This is a genomic window from Micromonospora sp. IBHARD003, assembly GCF_056106285.1.
In genome coordinates, this window is record NZ_JBWBBX010000001.1 from 3,125,100 (window position 1) to 3,137,013 (window position 11,914).

Annotated in this window: 11 protein-coding genes and 1 tRNA gene; 8 read left to right on the top strand and 4 right to left on the bottom strand. The window is 73.1% G+C overall.

Annotated features, from left to right (window positions below):
- Nucleotides 1-39 precede the first annotated feature (39 nt).
- A complete protein-coding gene (locus ACTWOL_RS13880) occupies nt 40-879 on the bottom strand; it encodes a spermidine synthase (protein ID WP_474296989.1) in 840 nt (279 codons plus the stop codon).
- 145 nt (nt 880-1,024) lie between these two features.
- A complete protein-coding gene (locus ACTWOL_RS13885) occupies nt 1,025-1,534 on the bottom strand; it encodes a hypothetical protein (protein WP_474296991.1) in 510 nt (169 codons plus the stop codon).
- 257 nt (nt 1,535-1,791) lie between these two features.
- On the opposite strand from ACTWOL_RS13885, the gene ACTWOL_RS13890 reads away from it, so the two are divergent.
- Nucleotides 1,792-3,237: a hypothetical protein gene (locus ACTWOL_RS13890; RefSeq protein ID WP_474296992.1), complete on the top strand. Its 1,446-nt coding sequence runs from the start codon at nt 1,792-1,794 to the stop codon at nt 3,235-3,237.
- A 44-nt stretch (nt 3,238-3,281) separates the two neighbouring features.
- Here the strand turns inward: ACTWOL_RS13890 and ACTWOL_RS13895 are convergent, their stop codons facing one another.
- Nucleotides 3,282-3,878, bottom strand: coding sequence for a histidine phosphatase family protein (locus tag ACTWOL_RS13895; protein WP_474296993.1), 597 nt, complete (start codon nt 3,876-3,878; stop codon nt 3,282-3,284).
- 283 nt (nt 3,879-4,161) lie between these two features.
- Here ACTWOL_RS13895 and ACTWOL_RS13900 point away from each other — a divergent pair, with 283 nt between their 5' ends.
- The 7 genes from ACTWOL_RS13900 (at nt 4,162) to ACTWOL_RS13930 (ending at nt 10,471) form a co-directional block, all read left to right on the top strand.
- Nucleotides 4,162-5,076 carry a phosphatase PAP2 family protein gene (locus ACTWOL_RS13900; protein WP_474296994.1) on the top strand — a complete coding sequence of 305 codons (915 nt, stop codon included), beginning with the start codon at nt 4,162-4,164 and terminating at the stop codon, nt 5,074-5,076.
- Nucleotides 5,006-6,130: a hypothetical protein gene (locus ACTWOL_RS13905; RefSeq protein WP_474296995.1), complete on the top strand. Its 1,125-nt coding sequence runs from the start codon at nt 5,006-5,008 to the stop codon at nt 6,128-6,130. The genes ACTWOL_RS13900 and ACTWOL_RS13905 overlap by 71 nt, the downstream gene beginning before the upstream one ends.
- Nucleotides 6,121-7,710: a hypothetical protein gene (locus ACTWOL_RS13910; protein ID WP_474296996.1), complete on the top strand. Its 1,590-nt coding sequence runs from the start codon at nt 6,121-6,123 to the stop codon at nt 7,708-7,710. Before ACTWOL_RS13905 ends, ACTWOL_RS13910 begins: the two co-directional genes overlap by 10 nt.
- Nucleotides 7,707-9,053, top strand: coding sequence for an AAA family ATPase (locus ACTWOL_RS13915; protein ID WP_474296997.1), 1,347 nt, complete (start codon nt 7,707-7,709; stop codon nt 9,051-9,053). The genes ACTWOL_RS13910 and ACTWOL_RS13915 overlap by 4 nt, the downstream gene beginning before the upstream one ends.
- Before the next feature lie 144 nt (nt 9,054-9,197).
- Nucleotides 9,198-9,548, top strand: coding sequence for a hypothetical protein (locus ACTWOL_RS13920; RefSeq protein ID WP_474296998.1), 351 nt, complete (start codon nt 9,198-9,200; stop codon nt 9,546-9,548).
- Between the two features lie 190 nt (nt 9,549-9,738).
- Nucleotides 9,739-10,407 (top strand): bifunctional DNA primase/polymerase, encoded by a 669-nt coding sequence (locus tag ACTWOL_RS13925; RefSeq protein ID WP_474296999.1) that lies wholly within the window; start codon nt 9,739-9,741, stop codon nt 10,405-10,407.
- Nucleotides 10,398-10,471: transfer RNA gene (locus ACTWOL_RS13930), tRNA-Lys, on the top strand. The genes ACTWOL_RS13925 and ACTWOL_RS13930 overlap by 10 nt, the downstream gene beginning before the upstream one ends.
- 54 nt (nt 10,472-10,525) lie before the next feature.
- On the opposite strand, the gene ACTWOL_RS13935 is transcribed toward ACTWOL_RS13930, so the two are convergent.
- Complete coding sequence (locus ACTWOL_RS13935; protein WP_474297000.1) at nt 10,526-11,791, bottom strand: M6 family metalloprotease domain-containing protein; 1,266 nt, start codon at nt 11,789-11,791, stop codon at nt 10,526-10,528.
- Nucleotides 11,792-11,914: the final 123 nt, after the last annotated feature.

Here is an 11,914-nt window from a genome sequence, read left to right on the forward strand (position 1 = left end):
CGTGCCCGTGCCGACGGAAGACTCGGCGGAAGCCCGGTGTCAGCGGAAGGCCGAGGGCGGAGGGACGGGCGACGGCCGGGCATGGGCGTCGGTCACCACGGCCGCGCCCCCGGTGAAGTCGGTGAGCTCCTTTCCGTGTTCCACCCGCCCGGGGTGCGGATCCCCGGCGACCCGGCGGGTCAGCTCGGGGACGGGCAACGGCAGATCGGACGCGAACAGCACCGCGTTCCCGAAGCGACGGCCGCGGAGCACGGTCGGGTCGGCGGCGAGCGCGAGTTCGGGGAAGACGGAGGCGGCGGTCGCGATCTGGCCGCGCAGATGGGCGAGCGGCGGGCCGTCGGCGAGATTGGCCGCGTAGTGTCCGCCCGGTCTGAGCACCCGGCGCACCTCGGCGAGGAATTCCGCGGTGGTGAGATGGGCCGGGGTACGGGCGCCGCTGAAGACATCCGCGATCACGAGGTCGGCCCAGTCGTCGGGCACCTTGCCGAGACCGGCGCGTGCGTCGGCGGACCTGACCCGTATCCGGGCGTTCGGGTCGAGCGGAAGGCGCTCGCGGACCAGTTGGACGAGGGGTGCGTCAACTTCGACGACCTGCTGGGTGGAACGCGGACGGGTGGCGGCGACGTACCTCGCGAGGGTGAAGGCACCTCCACCGAGGTGGACGGCGCGCACCGGGCGGCCGGCAGGGGCGACGAGATCGATCACATGGCCGAGGCGGCGCTGGTACGCGAAGGTGAGCAGCGCGGGGTCGTCGAGATCGACGTGGGACTGCGGGGCCCCGTCTATCACCAGGGTCCAGCCGCGGGGCCGCTCACGGTCGGGTATCAGCTCGGCGAGCCCGCCGGCGACGACCTCGACGACGGTCTCCGTCGACGCCATGCGCCCACGCTGCTTCTTCCTTGCCACCTGACCATTATCGACGGGTGAGGGAGAGCGCGCCGAGGGGCGGGGAGCCGGCGGCGACGGCCCACTGCCGCTGCCCGCGCCGCAGCACACCGCTGCGCTTCGCGGCGCGTGGCACGCTTCAGATGCTGTCCGCGGCCTCGATCATGCGCGCGGCCTCGCCGAGGGCCTCGCGGAGCATCACGGGGTCGGTCATCGGCACCGTGTCGTCAGTGCCGGGAGGCAGCAGCCAGCCCGTGCCGGGCACGGGGGATTCCGTCTGGACGGCCTGCGCACCGGGCTCCGCCGGGATGCGCAGACCACGGCCCGATGTCTGCGTACAGGCGCTGCCGGGCATGTCCCAGCCGGCCGCTGTGCCCGGCGGCACCAGGAACCCCAGGGTGTCGCAACCGCCGTCGTGCAGCACCGGGCCGACGGCCGGAGAGCCGCCTCGGCGCAGGATGTCCACCGCCTCCAAGCCCTGCCGGGCCGGTACGGTCACCAGGTCGCACGGCACGGAGTGGTCACCACACCCGCCACGCCCCGCCGCGGCCGGGCCCGGTGCCGCGCTGTACTCCTCGCTGGGCAGGTGCTGAGCGCTCGTCGCGCTCGCCCGCGAGCCACCGCTGGTCTCCACGCCGACCTCCAACAAGGGAACCCCTCCTCGCCGAGTAGGGACACCGACCGCATCCCCGCGTGGTTCAACGCCTCCGCGCGTCAAGGGCTACGGCGGCACGCCGCCACAAAGGATGGCAGTTCATGGCGGATCGGGGGTGAGATATCCCGTTTGTAGGCAAACCCGGCATGCCCAGGCGGTGACAGCAGGTACCTTCTTGGCCCGCCGGAGCATGGAATTCTCTGTACCGGAAGAACCGGAGAAGGCGCCGGCAGTACAGGAGAGGGCTCGCCATGGCGTCGTCACGGGCAGTTCCCAACCTCACCTTCCGGCGGCTGCGCGGACAGCGGTCGCCGGGGGAGTTCGCCGCGCTCGTCCGCCGCGCGGCCCGGGAGATCGGCGAGCAGGTCGCTTGCGACGCCCGCTACATCGGGCGCGTGGAGGCCGGCGAGATCCGCTGTCCCAACTACGCGTACGAGCGGGTCTTTCTGCATATGTTCCCCGGTTCAACCCTGGCTGACCTGGGGTTCTCGGCCCGCGAGACGGTACGCGGACGGGCGGCGCGGTCCGCGGGCGGCGCCACATCGGACGCCGTGGTCGCCGCGGCCGGCGCCGGCAACTCCCTCTTCACGGGAGCCATCGGCAGCACCGGCGGTAACGGCGGCGCCGACAACACCAGCACCTACAGCAACGAGGAGAGCGACGTGCTGCGTCGCGCATTCATGACCGGCGGCACCGCCACCATGGCGACCGCCTCCCTGGGTCTCGGCTCCCTGCCGGGACTCGAAGGGCCCCGTGCCGGCACCCCCCGGCAGCGGATCGGCGAGTCCGAGGTGAGCGCCGTCGAGGAAGCCGTACGCCGGATCCGGCTCCTCGACGACCGCCACGGCGCCGAAGGGCTCTACCAGCGGGCCGCACAGCCGCTGCGCACCGCGTACGCGCTGCTCGACGCGGGCACCATCGCACGCGGCCAGGCCGCCGGACGGCTCGCGGCCGGTGCGGGCGAGCTGGCCATCTCGGTCGGCTGGCTGGCCCATGACTCGGGCCGTCTCGAGGACGCCCGCTCGCACTACGCGGAGGCCCTGGCCACGGCCCGGGTGGCGGACGACCCGGCCCTGGAGGCACACGCCTTCTGCAACACCTCGTTCCTGGCCAGGGACGCGGGACGGTACCGGGAGGCGGTACGGGCCGCCCAGGCGGGACAGCAGGCGGCGGGGCCGCTCGGCTCCTCCCGGCTCCTGGCACTGCTGAGCCTGCGCGAGGCGGGAGGCTGGGCGGGCCTCGGCGACCGCGGCGGCTGCGACCAGGCACTGTCCCGGGCCCATACGCTCTTCGGCCGGGGGCCCGCGGACACGGACCCGGAGTGGATGTCCTTCTTCGGCGAGCCCGAACTGCAGGCGCTGGAGGGGCAGTGCTGGTCGGCGCTCGGCGACTGGGCGCGCGCCGCACGTCACGCCCACCGCGCCACCGTGCTGCAGAAGCCCCACTTCACCCGCAACCTGGCGCTCTACCGGGCGCAGCTGGCCTTCGACCTCGCGCGCGCGGACGCCCCCGCCGAAGCCGCGGCGGCGGGCGGGCAGGTGCTCGACCTGCTGGACGAGGTGCACTCGTCCCGGATCCGCGCGATGCTCGCCGACACCGTACGGGTGCTCGTGCCACGGCGCCGCACCCCGGGAGTCACCGCGTTCCTGGACCGCCACGCGGAGACGGCGAGAACGGCGGTGGCCGTCAGGGGCTGAAGGCCCGGCCCGGCGCCTGGTGGGCGCCGGGCCGCCGGGCGGGCTCAGGTGCCCAGGTGCCCTGTGTCGTTCCAGCGGTCGATCGCCGGGGCGCCGTAGGCCCACCCCAGGGCGGACAGACTGGTCGGGTCGAGCTTGATACGGGCGGCGAAGGAGACGTCCTCGCCGATCCAGCGGGCACCCAGCACCCGCAGGATGTGGCCGTGCGCAAAGACCAGCACATCGCGGTCGGCCGAGCGCACGTACTCGATGATCCCGTCGGCGCGGGCGGAGAGCTGCGCCATCGTCTCCCCCTCGGGGACCCCGTCGCGCCAGATGAACCAGTCCGGGTCGACCGCGCGGATCTCGCTCTGCGTCATGCCCTCGTACGCGCCGTAGTCCCACTCCATCAGCGCGTCCCACGGCTGGGCCCGGTCCGCGAACCCGGCCAGCTCGCACGTCTCATAGGCACGCGAGAGCGGGCTGGTGCGGATCTCGGCGTCGGGGAGCCCGGACCAGGGAGCCTTGTGCAGCCGCTCCCCCAGCAGCTTCGCGCCCCGGCGCCCTTCGTCCAGGAGGGGGATGTCGGTCCGTCCCGTGTGCTTGCCGGACAAGGACCATTCCGTCTGCCCGTGACGGGCGAGAAATATGCGCGGTGCCATGACCCCATCATCGCCCAGCCGAACGATCACCGCCCACCTGAGCGTCCCCGGCCGAAGGCCCGGCAGACGCCGCGGGCTCCGGTGTCCGGAGTCCCTTCAGCGCCCCGGCATCCCCGCTGCTCCGCGAGCCGGCCTCCTCATCGCCGTCGAGCAACCCCCGCCCACCGTCGAGCAACCCCCGCCCACCCGCCCTGCGTCCGCTACTTCGTAACGTCGAACGCTTGCCCACAGCCACCCCAACACCAGTCCACGACCACCCCAACACCAGAGGGAGAGCGCCCGGATGGCGACGCCTCAGCACGCTCAGCCGAACGCTCGACCGCAATCGCGCGGGCTTCGCTGGTGGGCCGAACTGCCACTGGTGGTCGTGGTCTACGCGGCGTACTCGGCAGGACGTTTGCTGGCACGCGGCGACGAGACGGACGCCATCGGCCACGGACTCGGGATCCTGCATCTGGAGAAACGTCTCGGCATCGCTTTCGAGCATCCGCTCAACCGGCTCTTCACCGACACCCCCGCGCTCGGCATACCCGCCGACTTCGCCTACGCCTCCCTGCACTACCTGGTCACTCCGGCGATCCTGATCTGGCTGTTCCGCAGCCGGCCTGGGAGCTACCCGGCCGCACGCACCTGGCTGATGCTCTCCACGCTGCTCGGGCTGATCGGTTTCACGCTCATGCCGACCAGCCCGCCGCGGCTGCTCGACGCGGAGCACGGCTTCGTCGACACGATGGCGCAGTTCAGCTCGTACGGCTGGTGGGGCGGCGAGGCGAGCGCGCCCCGGGGGCTCGGCGGGATGACCAACCAGTTCGCGGCGATGCCGAGTCTGCACGTCGGCTGGGCGCTGTGGTGCGGCGTGATGCTCTGGCTGCACGGCCGGGGCCCGGTGACCAGGTCGCTCGCCGTCGCATATCCCGCGATCACCACCCTCGTGGTCATGGGCACCGCCAACCACTACTTCCTGGACGCGGTCGCGGGAGTGGCGACGATGGGCGCAGGACTGCTGCTCACCCGGCCCGCGATGCTGCTCGCGAACCGGGTGAAGGCCCGGTTCGGACGGGGCTCCCGGACGGTCGCCACCGGGACGAAGCCCACGATTGTCAGTGGCGGATGCGAGACTTCCGCGGGTGAGCACATCCCTGGACAGCGGACCCCCTCCGCAGGTGCCGGCGACAGCACTCCGGCAGCGACTCGCTGAGCTGCGCGGCGCCTCCGCGGCGCCGCATCCGCTCGACGCCCGCGCCCTCGCGGCCCTCGCCGCCAACCCCGGGTGCAAGCGGCGCGCGCTGCTGGACGGCGCCGGGGTGGACAAGGCCGCGCTGGCCCGCGCCCTGGGTTCGCCTGCCACCTTCGGGCAGTCGCAGTTCGCGTTCATGCGGGGCAACGCCTTCGAGGCGCGGGTCAAGGCCGACGGCGGCGCGGAGCTGCTGAAGCTGCTCGGCGTCGCCGACGCACAGCAGGCCGAGGTCCCCGATCTGGCTGCGGCGGGCCCCGAGGGGCGCACGGCGCGGACCGCGCTGGCGCTTCGCGAGGCCACGGAGGCGGGGGTGTGGACACTGCTCGACCACCCGATGCTGGCCCTGGACGTGGCAGGGTCCCCGGCGTATCTGGAGCCCGACGCGGTCGTGGTGCATCCCGACGGCCGGTGGACGGTCGTGGAGATCAAGTCGTTCCCGGTGGTCGACGGCTCGGCGGACGCGGCCAAGGTCGGGGCCGCGGCACGCCAGGCCGCGGTGTACGTGCTGGCGCTGGAGCGGACCGCGGCGCTGACCGGCGGCGCGCGGGTGGCGCACTCGGTGCTGCTGGTCTGTCCGAAGGACTTCTCCAACCTGCCGGTGGCCTCCGCGGTCGACGTGCGCAAGCAGCTGGCGGTGACGCGGCGGCAGTTGGCCAGGCTGACCCGGATCGACGCGATCGCGTCCGAGCTTCCGGAGGGTGTCAGCTTCGATGTGGAGAGCTGCTCGGCCGGTGAGCTGACCGCGTCGGTGGAGGCGGTGCCCTCCGCATACGCTCCCGACTGCCTGGCCGCCTGCGAGCTGGCCTTCCACTGCCGGGAGCGGGCGCGCACGGCGGGTGCGGTGGAGTCGCTGGGCCGTGCCGTGCGCGGTGAGCTGGGCGGGCTGACGGCCGTCGGCGATGTGCTGGCCGCCGCCCGCGGCGAGTCGGGGGATCCGCGGGACCCGGCGGTCGCGGCACTGCGCCGCGCGGCGGCGCTACGGGCAGAGGCGCTGGAGGTCGCGGGATGTCGCTGATCGGTACGCTCGCCCGGCTGGAGGCCGTCGAGAGCGGGAGGGCCCAGCGGCTGGCCACGGTGCGGCACCGGCATCTGTCGGCGCGGCCGCTGGTGTTCGTACCGCTGACGACCGCCGGCGAGGCGGGGGCGCCGCTCGGAGCCCTCGTGGGCACGGACCGGGACGCACCGCGGCTGCTGAGCGTGGCGCAGCCCCGCGACCGCGATCTGCGCTCCGCGTTCCTGGCCGAGCTGGCCGAATGCGTGCTCCCTCACCTCGACGGCTACGCGGACGACGTCGAGGCCGCCGAGCGCACGGAGACGGACCCGGAGACCGGCAAGCGGGTCAAGGTCGACGTCGAACTGTGCGCGGACGCCCCGCAGTTGATCGTGCCCAGCCGGCCCGGCATCGACTTCGTCCGGCTGCTCGGCAGGTCCATGCGGTTCCGGCGGACGGTCGAGCAGGATCCGGACACGCCGTATCCGGCGCCACCGCGCGTCCCGCTGCTCGGACGCTGGCTGACGCACTACGGGGAGCGGGCCCGGGTGCCCGGTTCGTCGCTGCTGCTGGCGATGACGGATCTGCTGGGCCGGCACTGGGCGACGGGGCAGTCCGCGCTCGAGGACCAGCACCTGGGCGCACTGCTGGCCTGGATAGCTCCGCCCGGGGACGAGTCGGGCGCCGGGGCGGCGCTGCGGGCGGAGTCCGCCCGGGACCGTGAGGGGCAGCTGGTGTGCCCTCCGGCCGGTCCCGCCACGGACCCGGCGTTCGACAACCGGCTGCTGGCGCCCGCGGTGGAGCGCTACGACCGGGCGCGCCAGGCACTGGCCGCCGCGGAGGACGGAGCGGCCGCGGACGAGTGGCTGGGCCGGCTTGCGGGGGCCGAGGGGGAGATCCGGGGGCTGTTGGAGAAGATCCTGCGGCCCACCTGGGACGCCGTGTGGCAGGGCATCGAGCTGCTGGGTGAGCTGCCCGAGGGGGCCCGGGTCGCCGACCGCTGGACCCGTGACCGCTGGTCGTTCACCGGTCATCGCGACCGGGTGCGGGCCGGTGAGCCGCCCCAGCCGCGCCGCGACGACGCGGTGACGGCGGCGCAGAAGCTCGCCGCGCGGGAGACGGCGCAGGCTCAGCTGGAGGCTCAGGAGGCACTTGACGATCCGCTGGTGCTGGCGGGGCGGCGGCTCGCGGGCGAGGCGTTCGTCGGTGAGATCACCGACGTCACGATGGCCTGGTCGGAGTCGAAGCGGCCTTCGCCACGGCCGCTGCTCACGCTGTGTACGGACGACGTGCCGCATCTGGGTGCGGGCGTGAAGGTGTACCGCTCCCTGGAGGGCAGGCCGCAGAGCGCCGAGTTCGTCCGGTACGAGGACGACGGCTCGGCCGTGCTGCGGCTGCTGGACCGGATGGGGCGTTCCCGGGACCCGGCCGAGGGATCGGTGCCCGAGAAGGGCGATCTGATCGCCTGGACGCTGTTCGAGCACGACCAGCGCGGCGGGCCGAAGCTGCCGGACCCGGAGGAGACCCCGTGGACGCACGGCGGTCCGCCGCGGTCCGACGCGGTGGACGGCCCCGACCTCGTGACCTCGGAGGATCTGCTGTGACCGGCACCGTGACCCCCCTGCTCGACCCCGGCACCGCCGCCGCCCGCGCCACCGACGCGATCCTGGCGGACACGCTGGACGGGGACGCACGGGGTGTCGTCGTGGATTCGCCGCCCGGCGCGGGCAAATCGACCCTCGTGGTGCGTGCGGCGCTCGAACTGGCCGCGGCCGGAAGGCCGTTGATGGTCGTCGCCCAGACGAACGCCCAGGTGGACGATCTGGTGCTGCGGCTCGCCGAGAAGGAGCCGGAGCTGCCGGTCGGCAGGCTGCACAGCAATGACCCCGCTCCGTACGACAAGGCCCTCGACGGCCTGGAGCACGTGCGCAAGTCGGCCAGGATCGGCGATCTCGCGGGCCTGGACGTGGTGATCTCGACGGCTGCGAAGTGGGCGCATGTGAAGGGCGTCGAGCCGTGGCGGCACGCGATCGTGGACGAGGCGTACCAGATGCGCTCCGACGCGCTGCTCGCCGTGGCGGGACTCTTCGAACGGGCGCTGTTCGTGGGCGACCCGGGGCAGCTGGACCCGTTCTCTGTGGTGGGCGCCGATCAGTGGGCGGGGCTCTCCTACGACCCTTCGGCGAGCGCGGTCTCCACACTGCTGGCGCACAATCCCGGGCTGCCGCAGCACCGGCTGCCCGTGTCGTGGCGTCTTCCGGCGTCGGCGGCTCCGCTGGTGTCCGGGGCGTTCTACCCGTACACGCCGTTCCGCAGCGGCACGGGGGCGGGCGACCGCCGGCTGTCCTTCGGCGTCGCGTCGGACGGGTCGGGGCCCGACCGGGTGCTGGACGAGGCGGCGGAGTCCGGATGGGGCCTGCTGGAGCTGCCCGCTCGGCACACCCCGCGCACCGACCCCGAGGCGGTGCGCGCGGTGGCCCTGGTGGTCCGGCGTCTCCTCGACCGCGGGGGCGTGTCGGTGTCGGAGCGGTCGCAGGACCCGGTGCCGCTGACGCAGGAGCGGATAGCGGTCGGTACGGCCCATCGCGACCAGGCGGCGGCCGTGCGGGGGGCGCTCGCGGAGCTCGGGGTGGACGGGGTGGCCGTGGACACGGCCAACCGGCTCCAGGGGCGGGAATTCGACGTCACGGTCGTACTGCACCCGCTGTCGGGCCGCCCCGACGCGACGGCGTTCCATCTGGAGACGGGCCGGCTGTGCGTGCTGGCGTCCCGGCACCGGCACGCCTGCGTCGTCGTGTGCCGCGCGGGGGTGGCGGAGCTGCTGGACGAGCACCCGTCGACGGATCCCGTGCAGCTGGGCGTGACCATGAAGTTTCCGGACGGCTGGGAGGCGAACCACGCGGTGCTGTCGCACCTGGCGGAGCACCGTGTGACCTGGTCGCCGTAGGTCCTGTCCGGGCCGGTGCGGACATGGTCCGGTCGCCGCGGGACCGCTCCGCGCAAGGGGCTGTTCCGGCCTCTTGCGCGGAGCGGGACAATGGTGGGTGGCCGGGACGGCGGGGTGGCCGGGATACACGAAGAGGAGACGGGTATGGCGGAGTCCTCGGAGCGGAGCGAGCGGCGGATGCGGCCTGCGCCGCTGATCTTCGAGCCTTCGGAGGCCGCCTCCGATCCGGAGCACTTCTTCGACCTGGAGTCGCTCGAGGACCCCCGGGAGCTGCTGACGCGCGCGACCGAGCTGACCCTCGCATTCCAGGCCGCGGCGGACCGCGCCCTGGAGTACCAGGCGGTCGCGGCGGCCCAGCTCGCCGACCCCCGCCGCTTCGACCGGCTGACGGCGGCGGACATCGCGGAGCGGGCCGAGTGGAGCGAGGACTACGCGAGGAAGATGGTCGAGTTCGGCCGCGATCTGCTCCGTGCGGCGGAGCCGGGGGCCCAGTAGACCCACACCCGGCCGCGTCCGGCCGCGAGCGAGCGCGGCCCGCGGCGGCATGGGCGACCGGCGGCACATGCGCGATGCGCGGTGAGTCGGCATATGCCGAGGGGGCAAGATACGCCTCCCCGCCCTGCCCCGTCCCGATTTCCCACCAATCACGGATATCGGGTTCGGGATGCCGGTAGATGTAAGCGCCATGAGCACATGGCTGCGAGACGAGATCCCCCTGTGCCCGGCCCTCGAGGGCGACGAGCGTCGGCGTGACATCTTCGCGCTGCTGCGCGACGACTCCGATACCCATCGCACCGCCCAGATCACCGAGCCGGGCGCCCAGTGGCTGGCGTCGGCCAGTGCCTATCCGCGCTCGACCCTGGCGCTGTGGGAGGCGGAGCCCGGTGCTCCCGCGGTCGTACCCTGCGGGGTGGTCTTCGACGTCGTGAACGTCCCGGCGATCTTCGGGCGCCGGATGCTCGAGCAGCTGTGGTCCCAGGGCCCGGGTACCGGGCCTGTGGCGCTCCACCGCGGAAGGATGCTTCTGTTCACCGCGCCGGGGACGGCGCAGCGATTACCGTCCCTGCTCGCCTGGGAGGAGTGCGGGGCATCCGTGCCGCCGCTGCTGTCCCATGGCACCGGGGACGAGATCACCATCCCGCCGCTCGTGCCGCCCTCCGCGGCCGCCGCGCCCGCCGGACCACGCTGGGTGGTCGCGCCGGACACCCGTCAGCCCTGGCTGCCGGGCGCCGAGGTCCTGCGCTGGGCATGCGTACGGGCCGTCCGCGCGGCCTCCGCCTCGACGGTCCGTATATCGATTTTTCCTCCCGCGGATCAGGATGCTAATGTCTACGACGTCAGCAGGCGCCGCTAGCTCAGTTGGTTAGAGCAGCTGACTCTTAATCAGCGGGTCCGGGGTTCGAGTCCCTGGCGGCGCACCGACGGGAAAGGCCCCTCGCTCAGGCGAGGGGCCTTTTCGTGTTCGCATCCGCTCACGACACCACGGGTGTGATCTTGACCGTCCACGCCCCCGAGGGTGTGCGGTCCACCACCTGCACACGCACCCGGTCCTTGGGCACCGTGAAGGTCTCCCCCACCCCCAGCGGTGCGTCCGCCAGCCCCGGGTAGACCGACTGGCCCCAGCACGCCTCCGTGTGCGGGTGGGCGTCGACCACCTCGACCGGCCCGCCGCCCGACGCCGCCTCGTTCCGTACGCGGTAGATCAGGACGCCCTCGGTGCAGGTGTCCCGGTCGTTGCCCGCGATGCCCCGGGCCTCGATCGCGAGCGCCGAGTTCTCACCGGTCCGTACGATCGCGAGCCGGGTCCCCAGCGAACCGCCCGGGACCGGCTCGGCGCCGATCGAGTCCAGGGTGACCATCCGGTCCGCCGCCCGCCTGCCCGCGACGCACCGCACCTCGCCCTCGTTCAGCCATCCGAGCTTCCACTTGTGCCAGCCGAAGAGGTCCGGGGCGAGCCCGAACTGGCTGCCCATCACATCCCAGTCCCCGACGTGCGTGTCCCAGTCGGCCTTGCCGTCCGAGGGCCGGTGGTAGAGGTCCGGGAGGTCGAAGACGTGCCCGGTCTCGTGGGCCAGCACATTGCGGTCGGGGGGATGCCGCTCGAAGACGGTCACCACGCGTCTGATGTCCGTACCGTCCGCGGACAGCGGATAGTCGAAGTTCACCACCTTGGTGGCATCGGAGTCGACGCCCGGAGCGTCCGGGTCGGCCACCAGATAGACGATGTCGTAGCGGGAGAAGTCGACCACCGGGTCGGCCACGGCGATGGCGTCCCGCAGATAGGCGGCGCGCCGGCGCGCGTCCCAGTCCCGCTTCATCCGGTACGCGGTGGAGGGCTGCGGCATCGTGATCCACTTCTGCAGCGGATGCGCGCGCAGATTGAACCGCCCGTAGGAGGCCCGCCGGAAGAAGTCGGAGGTCGCCGGGAAGTGGTCGGCGGCCAGTTCGGCCGGTCTGGCCCGCGGGGCCGCGTCCGGGAAGGAGAGGAAGACCATGACCGCGTCCAGGTCGCGATCGGGCCGGGGATAGGCGGAGTTCCAGGTGTCAAGACCGATGGAGTGGTGGGCGGAGGTACGCGGCAGGGCGCAGCTGTTCGCGGAGGTGTCGGCCACGGCGGGGCCGGCGACGAGAGAGGTGGCGGCGAGGGCCATGAGCGAGGTGAGGGCGGCGGCCGTGGCACGCAGACGGGGCCGATCCACCCCCTCGGGTGTCCCCGCGTGCGTCTGCTGACCCTCCACGTCGACCTCCGGCTGCGAATTACGGGACGCCCCACCCACCTTGTGATGGTTTTAGGTAATTCGCTCTTTCCGCTGGCCCGGCCGGGTGAGGAAGGGGCGACACCCCGAGGTCTCACAGAAAGT